Source organism: Campylobacter sp. BCW_6465, from assembly GCF_001762815.1.
GTDB lineage: Bacteria > Campylobacterota > Campylobacteria > Campylobacterales > Campylobacteraceae > Campylobacter_D > Campylobacter_D jejuni.
Genome location: NZ_MJXN01000025.1, coordinates 19,052 through 33,947 on the forward strand (window position 1 = coordinate 19,052; position 14,896 = coordinate 33,947).

The 14,896-nt window shown below is 29.6% G+C and carries 16 protein-coding genes and 1 pseudogene; 10 read left to right on the forward strand and 7 right to left on the reverse strand.

Going from position 1 to position 14,896, the window contains the following annotated elements; all coding sequences use genetic code 11:
* The first annotated feature begins 77 nt into the window (after positions 1-77).
* The 3 genes from AJ886_RS02050 to kcuS all read left to right on the forward strand — a co-directional run bounded on the left by AJ886_RS02050 (position 78) and on the right by kcuS (position 3,462).
* A complete protein-coding gene (locus AJ886_RS02050) occupies positions 78-1,007 on the forward strand; it encodes a ribose-phosphate pyrophosphokinase (protein ID WP_002861611.1) in 930 nt (309 codons plus the stop codon).
* 165 nt (positions 1,008-1,172) lie between these two features.
* Positions 1,173-3,284, forward strand: coding sequence for a carbon starvation CstA family protein (locus tag AJ886_RS02055; protein WP_070276244.1), 2,112 nt, complete (start codon positions 1,173-1,175; stop codon positions 3,282-3,284).
* Positions 3,265-3,462, forward strand: a complete 198-nt coding sequence (gene kcuS / locus AJ886_RS02060; protein ID WP_002867452.1) for a KCU-star family selenoprotein — start codon at positions 3,265-3,267, stop codon at positions 3,460-3,462. Before AJ886_RS02055 ends, kcuS begins: the two co-directional genes overlap by 20 nt.
* Positions 3,463-3,501: 39 nt before the next feature.
* Here kcuS and AJ886_RS02065 read toward each other — a convergent pair whose 3' ends face one another.
* Positions 3,502-3,915 carry an acyl-CoA thioesterase gene (locus tag AJ886_RS02065; protein WP_052949397.1) on the reverse strand — a complete coding sequence of 138 codons (414 nt, stop codon included), beginning with the start codon at positions 3,913-3,915 and terminating at the stop codon, positions 3,502-3,504.
* A gap of 61 nt (positions 3,916-3,976) precedes the next feature.
* Between AJ886_RS02065 and ciaB the strand changes: the two genes are divergently transcribed.
* The 3 genes from ciaB (at position 3,977) to cysM (ending at position 7,233) form a co-directional block, all read left to right on the forward strand.
* The gene (gene ciaB, locus AJ886_RS02070; protein ID WP_004305962.1) at positions 3,977-5,809 is read left to right on the forward strand and encodes an invasion protein CiaB; all 1,833 of its coding nucleotides are present in this window, start codon (positions 3,977-3,979) and stop codon (positions 5,807-5,809) included.
* Between the two features lie 101 nt (positions 5,810-5,910).
* Positions 5,911-6,207 carry an HU family DNA-binding protein gene (locus tag AJ886_RS02075; RefSeq protein WP_002861608.1) on the forward strand — a complete coding sequence of 99 codons (297 nt, stop codon included), beginning with the start codon at positions 5,911-5,913 and terminating at the stop codon, positions 6,205-6,207.
* Positions 6,208-6,333: 126 nt separating this feature from the next.
* Positions 6,334-7,233 carry a cysteine synthase B gene (gene cysM, locus AJ886_RS02080; protein WP_070210065.1) on the forward strand — a complete coding sequence of 300 codons (900 nt, stop codon included), beginning with the start codon at positions 6,334-6,336 and terminating at the stop codon, positions 7,231-7,233.
* 6 nt (positions 7,234-7,239) lie between these two features.
* Here cysM and AJ886_RS02085 read toward each other — a convergent pair whose 3' ends face one another.
* The 4 genes and pseudogenes from AJ886_RS02085 to AJ886_RS02100 form a co-directional block, all read right to left on the reverse strand.
* Positions 7,240-7,800: an SCO family protein gene (locus AJ886_RS02085; RefSeq protein WP_070210066.1), complete on the reverse strand. Its 561-nt coding sequence runs from the start codon at positions 7,798-7,800 to the stop codon at positions 7,240-7,242.
* Entirely contained in the window at positions 7,797-8,249 is a 453-nt protein-coding gene (locus AJ886_RS02090) for a hypothetical protein (protein ID WP_053872823.1), read from the reverse strand. Before AJ886_RS02090 ends, AJ886_RS02085 begins: the two co-directional genes overlap by 4 nt.
* A gap of 3 nt (positions 8,250-8,252) precedes the next feature.
* Positions 8,253-8,672 (reverse strand): copper chaperone PCu(A)C, encoded by a 420-nt coding sequence (locus AJ886_RS02095; RefSeq protein ID WP_053872822.1) that lies wholly within the window; start codon positions 8,670-8,672, stop codon positions 8,253-8,255.
* Between the two features lie 86 nt (positions 8,673-8,758).
* A pseudogene (locus AJ886_RS02100) lies at positions 8,759-9,216 on the reverse strand (hypothetical protein).
* A 153-nt stretch (positions 9,217-9,369) separates the two neighbouring features.
* Here AJ886_RS02100 and AJ886_RS02105 point away from each other — a divergent pair.
* The 4 genes from AJ886_RS02105 to AJ886_RS02120 all read left to right on the forward strand — a co-directional run bounded on the left by AJ886_RS02105 (position 9,370) and on the right by AJ886_RS02120 (position 13,374).
* The gene (locus AJ886_RS02105) at positions 9,370-10,347 is read left to right on the forward strand and encodes a murein L,D-transpeptidase family protein (RefSeq protein ID WP_004305957.1); all 978 of its coding nucleotides are present in this window, start codon (positions 9,370-9,372) and stop codon (positions 10,345-10,347) included.
* The gene (locus tag AJ886_RS02110; protein ID WP_002861602.1) at positions 10,348-11,334 is read left to right on the forward strand and encodes an alanine racemase; all 987 of its coding nucleotides are present in this window, start codon (positions 10,348-10,350) and stop codon (positions 11,332-11,334) included.
* Positions 11,335-11,336: 2 nt separating this feature from the next.
* Positions 11,337-11,804, forward strand: coding sequence for a tRNA (cytidine(34)-2'-O)-methyltransferase (locus tag AJ886_RS02115; protein ID WP_002921721.1), 468 nt, complete (start codon positions 11,337-11,339; stop codon positions 11,802-11,804).
* Positions 11,805-11,907: 103 nt separating this feature from the next.
* Positions 11,908-13,374, forward strand: coding sequence for an alanine/glycine:cation symporter family protein (locus AJ886_RS02120; RefSeq protein ID WP_002861600.1), 1,467 nt, complete (start codon positions 11,908-11,910; stop codon positions 13,372-13,374).
* A 20-nt stretch (positions 13,375-13,394) separates the two neighbouring features.
* Here AJ886_RS02120 and AJ886_RS02125 read toward each other — a convergent pair whose 3' ends face one another.
* Both AJ886_RS02125 and AJ886_RS02130 read right to left on the reverse strand, forming a co-directional pair.
* A complete protein-coding gene (locus AJ886_RS02125) occupies positions 13,395-14,126 on the reverse strand; it encodes an amino acid ABC transporter ATP-binding protein (protein ID WP_002861599.1) in 732 nt (243 codons plus the stop codon).
* A complete protein-coding gene (locus tag AJ886_RS02130) occupies positions 14,119-14,862 on the reverse strand; it encodes an amino acid ABC transporter permease (RefSeq protein ID WP_002861598.1) in 744 nt (247 codons plus the stop codon). The genes AJ886_RS02125 and AJ886_RS02130 overlap by 8 nt, the downstream gene beginning before the upstream one ends.
* Positions 14,863-14,896 lie beyond the last annotated feature (34 nt).

Genomic DNA, 14,896 nt, shown 5'->3' on the forward strand with positions numbered 1-14,896 from the left:
AATTTACAGCAGTTTTTAACATTTTTTTTATTAAAATCCTTTGTATTAATTCATAATTTTATTGATTAAGGTTTTTTATGCGAGGTTATAAAATTTTTTCAGGCTCAGCTAATGTGGAATTTGCAAGACAAGTTTCTAAATATCTTTCCCTGCCTTTAAGCGATGCTGGAGTAAAACGGTTTAGTGATGGGGAGATTAGTGTTCAAATTGATGAGAGCGTACGCGGAAAGGATGTTTTTATTATTCAAAGTACTTGTGCTCCTACAAACGATAATTTAATGGAACTTTTAATTCTTACAGATGCTTTGCGTCGCTCAAGTGCAAATTCGATTACGGCTATTATCCCATATTTTGGCTATGCGAGACAAGATAGAAAAGCAAATCCTAGAGTGCCAATTACTGCTAAACTTGTGGCTAATTTGATTCAGGCAGCTGGGATTGATCGCGTAGCTACGATAGATTTGCATGCAGGACAAATTCAGGGTTTTTTTGATATTCCAGTAGATAATCTTTATGGAAGTATAGTTTTTAATGATTATATTAAAGCCAAACATTTTAAAAATGCTATTATAGGAAGTCCAGATATAGGCGGTGTTGCAAGAGCTAGGAGTGTTGCAAAGCATTTAGGACTTGATATAGTTATAGTTGATAAGCGTCGCGAAAAAGCCAATGAAAGTGAAGTAATGAACATCATTGGAGATGTAAAAGATAAAGAAGTTATCCTAGTAGATGATATTATTGATACTGCTGGCACTATAGTTAAAGCTGCAGAAGCTTTAAAAGAAAAAGGTGCAAAATCTGTTATGGCTTGCTGTACTCATGCAGTTTTAAGTGGAAAAGCCTATGAGAGAATAGCAAGTGGAGCTTTAGATGAGCTTGTAGTAACAGATACCATACCTTTAAAAGAGCAATTACCAAATATTAAAGTATTAAGTGTTACATCTGTTTTTGCTGAAGTAATACGTCGTGTTTATCATAACGAAAGTGTAAATTCTCTCTTTATTTAGATTAAAAAAGCTTAAAGATTGTTTTTAAGCTTTTCATTTTTATGCTACTTAAAGAAACAAAAAATATATATTTTTTAAAAATGTGAAAAAACTAAACATCTTTCTATACAATTTAATCTATAAATCTGTTATTCTTTGAAAATATTTTATTTTCTTAGGAGAAATATGACTCAGTTAAGTACTAAAATTTTATGGTTGCTTGTTGCAACTTTAGGCGCTATTTGTTTTAGTTATTTAGCTTTACAAAATGGCGAAAGTGTATCAGCGATTTATTTGGTGGTTGCTGCTGTATGTATTTATATGATAGGATATAGATTTTATGGGCATTTTGTAGCTTATAAGGTTTTAGAACTTGATAAAAATCGCGCAACACCAGCACTTGTAGAAAATGATGGGCGTGATTTTGTGCCTACAAATAAGGCTGTATTATTTGGACATCATTTTGCTGCTATTGCAGGAGCAGGTCCATTAGTAGGACCTATCTTGGCTGCTCAAATGGGATATTTGCCTTCTATGCTTTGGATTTTAGTAGGAGGAGTTTTAGCGGGTGCTGTGCATGATTTTGTTGTTCTTTTTATATCTACTCGTAGAAAAGGTAGAAGTCTTGGCGAGATGATTAAGGATGAGATGGGTAAATTTACAGGTGGAGTTGCTATGGTGGCGATTTTTGGCATTATGCTTATTATTATTGCCATTTTAGCTATGGTGGTTGTAAAAGCTTTAGCAGAATCTCCATGGGGTTTATTTACTATCGCAATGACTATTCCTATAGCAATATTTATGGGAATTTATATGCGTTTTATCCGTCCAGGTAGAGTAGGGGAGGCTTCTATAATAGGTTTTGTGCTTTTAATTTTGGCTATTCATTATGGTAGCGTTATAGCTGCTGATCCTTATTGGGCTAAAATATTTACTTTAGAAGCTCCAACTTTGGCAATTGTTATGATGGCTTATGGTTTTATTGCTTCTGTTTTACCTGTGTGGTTTTTACTTGCTCCAAGAGATTATCTTTCAACTTTTTTGAAAATCGGTGTTATTGTGGTAATGGCTGTAGCTATTGTTTTGGTTGCTCCTGATTTGCAAATGCCAAAAGCAAATACTCAGTATTTTGATGGAACAGGTCCAGTATTTGCAGGTGGAGTATTTCCATTTTTATTTATTACCATTGCTTGTGGTGCGATCAGTGGTTTTCATGCTTTGATTTCTAGTGGAACTACTCCTAAAATGCTTGAAAACGAAACTCATGCCTTAGCTGTTGGATATGGCTCTATGCTTGCTGAAAGTGCTGTGGCGATTATGGCTTTAATTTGTGCTTGTATTTTACATCCAGGTCTTTATTTTGCTATAAATTCAAGCTCTGCTTTGATAGGAACAGATGTTGTAAGTGTAGCACAAACCATTTCAAGTTGGGGATTTAGCATTACTCCTGAAGAAATTACTACTTTGACTACAAATATAGGAGAGCATACTATACTTTCAAGAACAGGTGGAGCTCCAACTTTTGCTATAGGTGTAGCTTTGATCTTGCATGAACTTTTTGGCGGCGTGGATTTGATGGCTTTTTGGTATCATTTTGCTATATTGTTTGAAGCTTTATTTATTTTAACAGCGGTGGATGCTGGGACAAGGGCTTGTCGTTTTATGGTGCAAGATATATTGGGTAATGTTTATAAACCTTTAGGAGATATTCATAATTATCCAGCTGGACTTTTGGCTACGGCTTTAAGTGTTGCAGGTTGGGGATATTTTCTTTATCAAGGTGCCATTGATCCTAAGGGAGGAATTTATACGCTTTGGCCTCTTTTTGGCGTGAGTAATCAAATGCTTGCGGGTATGGCTTTGCTTCTTGCTACAACTATACTTGTAAAAATGGGCAAGGCAAGATATACTTGGGTTACTTTAGTACCTGCGGTATTTGTCTTAGTGGCAACTCTGTATGGAGGAATTCAAAAAATTATGCCTTATGAAGAAGGCAATAAAGTAGCAAATGCGGTAAGTCATGTAGCCGCCGTTAGCATACAAAGTCAAAAAATTAAAGATTTAGAATTTAAATTAAATAACACTAAAGATGAAAAAGAAATTTCTACAATTAAAAAAGAAATTTCAATAGCCACTCAAAGTAAAGTTGGAAATTTACTTAATGCAATTCTTTGTGTGTTCTTTATGATAGCTACCTTGCTTGTTATAATTTCTTGTATAGGAATTTGCTTAGGTAAAATTAAAATTCCTCTTAAAGAAACTAAGTATATTAAGATTGATGAATTTCAAAAAATTTAAGTATTATTATGAAAAAGCCGAAAGGTTTTTTCATCCCTTGGTGGGACTTTCTAGTTATGATAAGTATTTAGAACACATGAAACAAAAACATCCAGGAAAAATTCCAAAAACCAGAGGGGAATTTTTCAAAGAATGTCTAGATAAAAAATATAATAGTGGCGGTTTAAATAAATGCTGATAAGCTTAAAGGATAAAGTTTTATCATACAAAATAAGCTTTAAGCATTTAAAAAGCCATGAATTCTTTTAAGTTCTTCAGTAATAGGCTTTTTCTTTCCATCTCTTGTAACACTTACGTAAGTTACTAAAGCCGAAGTTACATTAATGCAAGAAGTACAACCTTGAGAATCCACTCTTTGAGCTGTGACTTCTACTTCAACGCTGATTGAAGTGTTGCCCACATTTACAACTTTAGAGTAACAAGAAATTATATCACCTATAAAAACAGGTTCTTTAAAAACTACTTTATCCATAGAGATGGTTACAACGCGTTCAGGAGAAAGTTCTCTTGCTGCGATAGCTCCTGCTAAATCGATTTGTGAAAGTATCCATCCGCCAAAAATATTTCCTGCTGGATTTGTATCGCTTGGCATGGCTACAATTTTTAATTTTGGTTCTCCCATATCTCTCATTTTTACTCCTTATTTTAAAAAATGAATTATAATTAAAAAAGTTAAAAAGGAGAATAAAAGTATGAATAATTTTAAAGAAATAGCTAAATTGGTTAGAAAATACAAAGAAAGAAATAATGCGTTATATGAGTTTTTAGACAAAGAAGATGTGGGTGAGTATTTTAGATCTTTGATTTCTTTAAGCGAATTAAAACAAGATAAAACAACTATGCTAGCCATACTTAGGCGTTTGGTTGATTTAAAGGAAGAAAATTTAGTTCAAGAGTGGAAAAAAAACAACTTTAAGGAAGATAAGATTATAGAGTTAAAACATAAGTTCTATGAAGAGATTAGAAAGTTTTATGAAAAAGAACATCAAAATTTAATTAATGAAATAAAAGAGAAAAAGCTTTTAAATAATTTTTATCAGTCCTTAATACAAGGAGTGCATAATATAGGTTTAATTATGAATATTTTTGAAATTTCTTGGACTAAAGAAATTATAGAAAAAAATAATAAAATTTTATCTACTCAATTTCCAAATTTAGATGATGCAATGGAATTTTTGCGTAAAAATCGTTTATATCAAAAAACTTCAGAAGGAGAAATTTGTGAGCGAAGCTATGGTGTTTTAGTTAGAATAGGAAATTTATGGAAATTTGTTCCTTATGCGAGATTTTTCGAGAATGAAATTTTAAAATTAGAATTTGCTTTTGAAAATATGATTGATCAACTAAAAATATTTGCTAGCAACGAAGAGGAAAAAGCTTATATAGAATATTTTGAAAAATTAAAATTGGCGTTTTGCGAAAAAGATGAAGATAGGGTTATAAAAGCTTGGCAAGAAGCTGAATTTGCTTGGATGAAAGTAAAATCACCTTTACAAGTGGGACATCCTTTAGAATATTATGAAGATAATTATACTCATGCGGTGGCATTAGAATGGGATATAAGAATAGAAGATGAGAATGATTTTGATGTTTTGAAATTTGGTAGTGAAATTAAGGAAAGTTTTGAACATGTTTATAAAAATATAGGACTTGAAGATTGTGAATTAGAAAAAGAAGTTTTATCTAATATAGAAAAAACTCAACTTTATATTTGCACTCCGATGATATTTTATGGTGCTGAACTTAAAGGTTTATTCTCAGCTCAAGTCGTTCCAAATGATGAGTTTGTAAGTTCTAAGGCGGGCAAAAAAATATTTGCCTTTATAAATTTTGTATATGAAAATGCTAAAACAAAGCCTTTTATGAAAATTTCTAGCGAGATTTTTGATAAAGAATTTTTGGATTTTGGAAGAAATATTTTATTTTATCAGGAAAAAATTTGGAAAAGGGTTTATGAAGTATCAACTATAGGCCATGAATTTGGTCATATATTTTTTATTGCTAATGATACTGAAAAAACAATGAATCAGAGTGGTTTTTTTAAAAATATAGAAGAATATAAAGCTACTACAGGTGGACTTATAAATTTCTTTTATCACGAACAAGATGACTTGATAATGCCTGTTTTTCATGAACTTATAAAAAGGGCTATTGGACTTATTTCTTGGCAAAGGGTTGATGAAGTTAGACCTTATTATACAGAAGGACTTATTCATCTTAGTTTGCTTTTTGAAAGTGAAGTATTGATTTTTGAAAATAATAATTTGAAGATAAATTTTGATTTAGGGCATTATGAAAAATTTAAAGAACTAACTTTAAAAAATTATCATGAATTGGCAAAACACTATGCTTTAAGACTTGATGCAAAAGAGTTTTTAAGTAGATTTTGTGAAATTGAAGATGATATTTTTCTTCCTATTATGCCTAAGTGTAAAGAATTTGTTAAATTTTATTATGATTTATACGAGAAAATTGGTAATGAAATTGATAATAGCGGAGAATTTGAAAGATATAAGAAAAAATAATAAAGTTTTTTGAAAAAAACTTAAAAAAAGCTGTTTTTTACTTGATATTGTTTTTTAAATATGCTAAAATTAGGCGTTTCAATTAAAACAAAGGAGCTTTTATGACTAAAGCAGATTTCATTTCATTAGTTGCTCAAACAGCTGGGCTAACAAAAAAAGACGCTACTACTGCTACTGATGCAGTTATTTCTACTATTACTGATGTTTTAGCTAAAGGTGATAGCATCAGTTTTATTGGTTTTGGTACTTTTTCAACTCAAGAAAGAGCTGCTAGAGAAGCTAGAGTACCAAGCACAGGAAAAACAATTAAAGTTCCTGCTACAAGAGTTGCAAAATTTAAGGTAGGTAAAAACCTTAAAGAAGCTGTTGCAAAAGCAAGCAACAAAAAGAAAAAATAAAACTTCGGCTAGATAAATTCTAGCCTTCTTTCTTGATTGATTCGGATATTTTGCATCTTTTATTTACTTTATTTTTTTAAACTTTTATAAAACTATCATTATTAAATAAAAAAGGATATTAAAATTATGAAAGTACATGAAAAAGTAAGTGAGCTTATAGGAAATACTCCCATTATACATTTGAAAAAATTTGGTATCAATGTTTTTGCTAAATGCGAATTTTTAAATCCTAGTCATTCTATAAAAGATAGAGCAGCTTTTGAAATGATTAAAGATGCTTTAGATAGTAAAAAAATTAATCAAGATACTACAATAGTTGAAGCAACTAGTGGGAATACTGGAATTTCTTTGGCTATGATTTGTGCAGATTTGGGACTTAAATTTATTGCTGTAATGCCTGAATCTATGAGTTTAGAAAGAAGAAAAATGATAACACTCTTTGGCGCTAGGTTAGAATTAACTCCTGCAAATTTAGGAATGAAAGGAGCGGTTGATAAAGCAAATGAAATATTGTTAAATACTCCAAATTCTTTTATGATTTCTCAATTTGAAAATATTTCAAATAAAAATGCGCATCGTAAGAATACGGCTTTAGAAATTTTAAGAGATTTGGATAATAAACTTGATATTTTTGTAGCTGGTTTTGGAACTGGCGGTACTATTAGTGGAGTTGGGGAAATACTAAAAGAAAAATTAGAAAAAGTGCATATTGTTGGAGTCGAGCCTCTAAATTCTCCATTGCTTAGCAAAGGTGAAGCGGGAAGCCATAAAATACAAGGAATAGGGGCGAATTTTATACCTGCTATTTTAAATAAAGAAGTTATAGATGAAGTGATCACGGTAAGTAATGAAGATGCTATAAATACAGCCAAAGAACTTGCCAAAAGTGGTTTAATGGTAGGTATATCAAGTGGAGCAAATGTATTTGCCGCAAGTATGCTAGCAAAGAAATTTCCAGATAAAAGAATTTTAACTATGCTAAACGATACGGCTGAAAGATACCTCTCAACTGATCTTTTTGCTTAAGTATGATTATTGAGAATTTAGAAAAATTCTAAGTTCTCTTAAAATTTCTTGTGGATTTAAATCGCTAATTTCTTTATAAAAATGACCTTTTTCATCAATAAGATAAAGCATATTGCTATGTGCTATAGAATAACCCATAAAAGAATCATTTAGATCTATTTTTTGATATTGAATATTATATTGTTTTGTTATTTTTTGAAGAGTTTTTTCATCTTTTGCAATTAAAGCATCTGCTTTTGGGTAAAAGTATCGTAACCATTCGTTTGTATTACTTAAGTTATTATCTCTATTTAGATCTAAAGAAATAAAAAGAAGGTGAGCCTTAGGATTATTGATTTGCTTTAAGGCTTTGCCTACTAAACTAAGAGTTGCCGGACAAACATCAGGGCAATAAGTGTATCCAAAATAGATAATAAGCTTATCTCCTTTAAAATCTTTTAGGGTGGCTTCCTCTTTTAAATCTGATTTCAAGATAAAATCATAAGAATTTTGATGATTTTTAATAAAAAATATTACACCTAAAATAATGGCAACTATAACTATAAATAAAATAATATTTTTTTTCATTTTTTTAGCTCAAAATCAAAATAAAACCCTATGGGTTTATTATTATCCATAAATTCTACCCTAAAACGCATAGTATCTAAAACACAAGTAGCAAGAACTATTTTGCTTTCATAGTCTGTTGAATTTAATCGATGTATTTTAGGCTTAATTTCACCCATATACATATTTAATCCATAAATTTTAATTCCTAAGTTGTTATAATTTCCTAGATTTACAATCTTTAGATTTGTAACATCTAAAGATTGTAAGGGTTTAGGATTTAGGGAAATTAAGACTTCTTTATTATTAAAACTATATGTGCAGTCTTTAACATTAAGATCGCAAGTCAATGGGGTGGAAAAATCAGCTTTTGTTATTTTTTGAGAATCTTTTATTATATAAAAATCAAAAATAATATATAAAGTAGCAATAACAAAAGCAAAAGCTAGGATAAAAATAATTTTTCTCATTAATTAGAATTCTTTAGAATCAATATTTTTTAACTCTATGGTTTTGTGATTATTAAATTTTAAATCTAAATTTACCTTCATATCTTTAATAATAGGTTTTTTTAGTTTTAAAAGCATTATATGGTAACCTCCTGATTTAAGCTCTGTGCTTGAATGAGCTTTTATAATAATTTCAGGAATTTTTTGCATCATCATTTTTCCATCTTTGTGTATATGTGTATGCAGTTCACTTGCTTCACTGATATCGCTTTTGACGCCTATTAAAGCAATATCTTTATCAGTATTATTAAAAATGGTAAGAAAAATAGCACTATTTTTCGCATGAGGTGGAGTTTGTTTTACAAAAGCATTTTTTACCTCTATATCATTAACAGCCCAAAGATTTACAGCAAAAAGAGCGCCTAAGAGAAGAATTTTTTTCATATTTGCATCCTTATTTTTATAATATTAAATATTTGTTCATTATATCAAAAAATATTTTTATTTGAATATAAATTTTTTAAAATCTTTCAATGTGTATTACCTGTTTGAAAATTTTTTGCATAGTAACATCACAATCAAAGAAAAAACCAGCTGGATAAAAATTCAACCCTAAATCTAGAATCATTGGTAATACTTCTATACTATAAAATTTATAAGAATATCACCATTAACTATATAAATTTTTTAGGAATGATATCGCCTATATTAGGAATTTAAACTATAAATTTTAATCTTTAAATTAGAATAATGAGGAGAATTTTTAATTTTTATAGTAGTTTTATTGAAAATTTTTATAGGTTTTGGGTAGGCTGAAACTTCAATATTTTTTTATTAAAAGAAAAAACACAATCTTGTAAATTTAAGTCACAAGCTAGATCTTGGCATGTATTTAAGCTAAATATACTTTCTTTTTATCATATAATGCATAAAAAGCTAAAAACAAAATGCCTAAAAAGATATTTCTATAAAAATTTCTTACCACTATAGACAACCTTTTAAAACAAGCCTTTATGATTTATAAAAATTATATCATAAATAAGGTCGCATTATTAATATAATTAATATTTTTTAAGAAAAAAAATATTATAATCACAAACATTTTTGACTTAAAAAATTTTGAAATACCTAAGGAAAAACATTGTTAAAACGACTTACTTTATTAATTACACTTTCTTCATTGATGTTGCATGCCTCAGATCTTGTTAAAATTTATCTTAATCAAGGGTTAGATGCTGTTGGCGTAGCGATTGAAAAAGAATTAACTCAAAAGGATTTTTGGTTAAGTGAAATAGGAGATAAAAATATTTCACTCGGATATTATGATGATAATGTTGCTATCGTGCTTGCAAATAAAACAGATAAAATTCTCCGTGTTTATTCTTACGAGGATGGAAAAATAAGAAAAGATTTTGAACAAAAAGAAATAATAACTGGATTAATGGGCGATAAAAAAATAGAAGGAGATTTGAAAACGCCAGTAGGTTTTTATGAGCTAGGTCGTAAGTTTAATCCAGGTGATCCTTATTATGGTCCCTTTGCTTTTGCTACAACTTATCCAAATTTACTTGATAAAGTACAAGGAAAAACAGGTGGTGGTATTTGGATCCATGGCTATCCTTTAGATGGTTCTAGACTTGATGAATTTAAAACAAGAGGGTGTATTGCTTTATTTAATAACAATTTGGAGAAATTTGCACAAGTTGTGCAAGACAAAAAAGTTTTTGTTATGACAGAAGAAAAAGAAAAAATTAGAGCTAAAAAGGATCAAATAGCTAGTTTATTGGCTGATCTTTTTACATGGAAACTAGCTTGGACAAATAGTGATACTAATACCTATTTAAGTTTTTATGATGAGCAAGAATTTAAACGTTTTGATAAAATGAAATTTGAACAGTTTGCTTCCATGAAAAAATCTATTTTTTCTCGTAAAGAAGATAAAAAGATTAAATTTTCAGATATTAATATCAGCCCTTATCCGAATTTAGAAAATGAAACTATGTATAGAATTTCATTTTATGAGGATTATTACACTAAAAACTATCAGTTTAGAGGCGATAAAATTTTATACGTTAAGATAGATAGTAAAGGTAAAATGAAAATTTTAGCAGAGCAATAAATGTCTTTAATAAAAATTGATCAAAAAGCTTATGAATATAATTTAAGACATATTGCTAAAAAAATAGGGAGTTTTCAAAGATTAATTTGCGTTTTTAAAGATAATGCATATGGACATGGAGCTAAGCTTTTAGCTCCATTAGCCAAAAATTTAGGAGTTTCTTTTGTTGCTGTTAAGAGTGAAGAAGAAGCTCAAGAAATCGAAGAATTTTTTGAGAATATATTAATACTATCACATCGTCCTCATGGTAATGAAAATTCTCGATTTATTTATGCTTTAAATGATATTTCCCAAGTAAAAAAATACAAGCAAGATATAAAAATACATCTAAAAATAGATACAGGCATGCATCGCAACGGAATTTGTGTAGAAAATTTAGAGCATGCTATAAATCTTATTCGAAGTAGTGATTTAAAACTTACTGGAATGTTTACACATTTTGCTAGTGCAGATGAAATGGATGGAAGTTTTTTTGTTCAAAAAGAAAATTTTCAAAAAGCTAAAAAGATAGTAAAAAAATATTTTTCAAATTTATTATTTCATTCGCATAATTCTGCAGCATTATTTAGAGGGAAAATTCCTGAAGATGAATATTGTAGAGTTGGGCTTGTTCAATTTGGATATGGGGAATCAAATTTAAAAAGAGTTTTAAGTTTGTATGCTCATAGATTAAGTCAAAGGATTTTACAAAAAGGACAGAGTATAGGATATGGAGGCATTTTTACTGCTGCAAAGGATATGGAAGTAGCAACTTATGATTTGGGTTATGCTGATGGTCTTTTCCGTTACAATGGAAAAGGGGAGTTAGTGCTTGGAAATGGAAAAGTAATACTTGGAAAGATGTCAATGGATAGTTTTTCTTGTGAAAATTCTGGTGAGGAAATTTGCGTGTTTAAAGATGCTGATATTTGGGCTGATTTTTTTCATACTATTAACTATGAAATTTTAGTAAAATTAAACCCTAACATTCAAAGAGTTCTAGTATAAACATGTTTAATATAGTTTTAGTTCACCCTAGAATACCGCAAAATACAGGTAGTATAGGTAGAATGTGTTTTAATGCTGGTTTTAAACTTCATATTGTTAAACCAACTGTTTTTGATATTTCTCAAAAGGCTGTTAGAAGAGCAGGACTTGATTACTGGGATAAATTAGAGCCTATTATTTGGGAGAATCTTGAAGAATTTTTAAATGAAAATATGATTTATAAAAATCGCTTTTTTTTCGCAACAACTAAGAGTCAAAAAGCTTATTTTGATGCAGAATTTCAAAAAAATGATTTCTTATTCTTTGGAAGTGAGAGTTATGGCTTACCTATGGAATTAATGCAATTAAATTGGGAAAATGCTATAACTATACCTATGAAATCTTATGGAAGAAGTTTAAATTTAGCTACAAGCGTTGGTATAATCTCTTATGAAGCTTTAAGACAAAATTTTAGCAATTTTGTTTCTTAAAAGTTTCAAATTTACACAATAACTTAAAACAAATAAAATCATAAAGTCCTTTTTATAAAAATTATGTTAAAGTAAAATTTAGATTATTTTTTGAGGAGTTTGGATGAATTTAGATATTATACTAGATTTTGCCAATAAAGCGTCTGATATTATAGCTAATAAGATTGTCCCAAATACAGACATTATTATGGTAGTTTTACTTATTGTTTGTGGGCTTTATTATAGTTTTTTAACTCGCTTTGTTCAGTTTCGTATGTTGAGTTCTGTATTTAAAATTCTTACAGAAAAAAACGAAGGACACACTAAAGAACATATTTCACCTTTTCAAGCATTGATGATCTCAACTGCTTCTAGAGTTGGTATAGGAAATATCGCTGGAATTTCTTTGGCATTGGCTACAGGTGGAGCTGGTGCTTTATTTTGGATGTGGGTTATGGCATTTTTTGGTGGTGCCTCAGCATTTGCTGAAAGTACCTTAGCTCAAGTTTACAAATCAAAAGATGATACAGGCGGGTTTAAAGGTGGTCCAGCTTATTATATAAAAAAAGCCTTAGGCTCACATTTTTTTGGAGCTTTTTTTGCTTTTATTCTTATTATTACTTATGCTTATGGATTTAACGGACTTCAAAGTCAAACAATGACTTCGTCTTTTAAAGTTTATTATGATATGTTTAATCCAAATGCTGCTGTAGATTTTGCATCAAGTTCTTGGCCAATGATTATTGGTATTGTTTTAACTATTTTTGGTGCATGGATGTTTTTTTCTCACCATACTAAAATAGGTAAAATTAGTTCTTTAATTGTTCCTTTTATGGCTTTAGCTTATGTTTTACTTGCCGTGATTGCTGTTTTAATGAATTTTGATAAAATTCCTTCTGTGGTTCATATGATTTTACAAAGTGCTTTTGATTTTAAAGCGATTTTTGGTGGTTTTGCTGGTTCTGCTTTAGTTATAGGGATTAAAAGAGGACTTTTTTCAAATGAAGCAGGTATGGGCTCGGCACCTAATGCAGCTGCAGCAGCTTTGACAAGTCATCCAGCTAAACAAGGTGTTATACAAGCCTTTTCAGTTTTAATTGATGTTGTTGTTTGTACAAGTTCTGGATTTTTAGTTCTTTTTTCTATGGCATATTTAGGACTTGGAGAAAGTAAAATCGATGGTGGAATGCCTTTAGTTCAAGAAGCTATGCGTGAGTATTATGGTAGCTTTGGAATCCATTTTATTACTATAGCTATTGTTCTTTTTGCAATAACTTCTTTAATAGGAAATTATTATTATGCTCAAGCTAATGTTAAATATTTAACAAATTCCAAATTTGTAATGAATTTGTTTAGAATTACAGCTGTAGCTATGATTTTTATAGGCTCGCAAATGAATTTAAAACTTGCTTGGAATTTGGCTGATTTGACTATGGCTTTCATGGCAACGACAAATATTATATCTTTATTGCTTTTAGGTGGTATAGTAAATAAAGTTTTAAAAGATTTTAATACGCAACAAAAATCTGGTATAGATCCTAAATTTAACGCTAGTAAACTTGGAATTAAAAACGCTGAATGTTGGGATTAAAATTCATAAGCCTTAATGGCTTATGAATGATTTAAAACCTTGTTTAAAAATTCTCTCAATCTTTCATTGCTAGGATTTTCAAATACTTCTTTAGGGCTTGCATCAACAGCAATTTTTCCTTTATCCATAAAAAATATACGATTGGCAACATTTCTAGCAAAACCCATTTCATGGGTTACCACAAGCATAGTTAAACCTTCTTTTGCAACATCTTTCATAATGCTTAGAACCTCGCCTATCATTTCAGGATCTAGAGCTGAAGTAGGCTCATCAAATAAAATAACATCAGGATTCATCATCAAGCTTCTAGCAATAGCTATGCGTTGTTTTTGTCCACCAGAGAGCTTATGGGGCATTATATTTTCTTTGTCTGCTAAACCCACCTTAGCAAGAAGTATTTTTGCTTTTTTTATGGCTTCTTCTTGACTTAAAATTCCTGTTTTAATGGGCGTTAAACATAAATTTTCCATAACATTTTTATTAGCAAAAAGATTAAAATGCTGAAATACCATGCTAACTTTTTGCCTGATCTTATTAATATCAATTTCTTTATCAAGTATGTTTTGCTTATTGATTAAAATTTCCCCACTATCAGCTACTTCTAAGCGATTGATGCAGCGTAAAAATGTACTTTTTCCTCCTCCACTTGGACCTATGATAGCTATTACATCGCCTTTTGAGATTGTAGTGTTAATATTTTTTAAAACTTCTAATTCTCCATATTTTTTTTGTAAATTTTTAACTTCAATCATTTTTATTCATCCTAAGTTCAAGTTTTTTTGCAAAATAACTAAAAATTTTTACACTTACGTAATAAACAAGTCCAGTGAAAATAATAGGTTTTGGATTGTAAAGTACGGCTTGCAAGCTTTGACTTTGCATGGTAATATCAACAACACTAATAAATCCTACAACAGAAGTTTCCTTAAATAAAGAAATAAATTCATTAGCTAATGCAGGTAGAATGTTTTTAGTAGCCTGAGGAAGAATAATTTCTTTCATTGAAGTTTTGTAATCAAGTCCCATTGCTCTTGCAGCTTCCATTTGTCCTTTATCCACACTATTAATGCCACTTCTTACAATTTCTGCTATATAAGCCGAGCTATTAAGTCCTAGTGCAAGAATGGCTGCATAAAGGTTATCTATAAAAGTAAAAATTACAAAAGCAAAAATCATCAATTGTAAAATTACTGGTGTTCCTCGTATAATGTCTATATATTCATCTATAATAAAATTAAGTGTTTTAAATTTAGAGAAGCGTAAAATAGCTAAGCTAAAACCAATAATCACTCCGATAATAACAGCACAAGCAGTTAATAAAAGCGTAATAAGATAACTTTTTAAATAAGCTTTTGCATTTTCTGTATAGCCATAGCTTACAACTCCACTAGGATCTTGAATTTTTAATATTTCTATCGGGAAAGAAAAATAGCCCCATAAAATAATAATAACAAAAAAAACAAAAATTCTTATATTTTTCTGATTCAATTTGTAAACCTTTTCAGAGAAATTATTTAAAAAA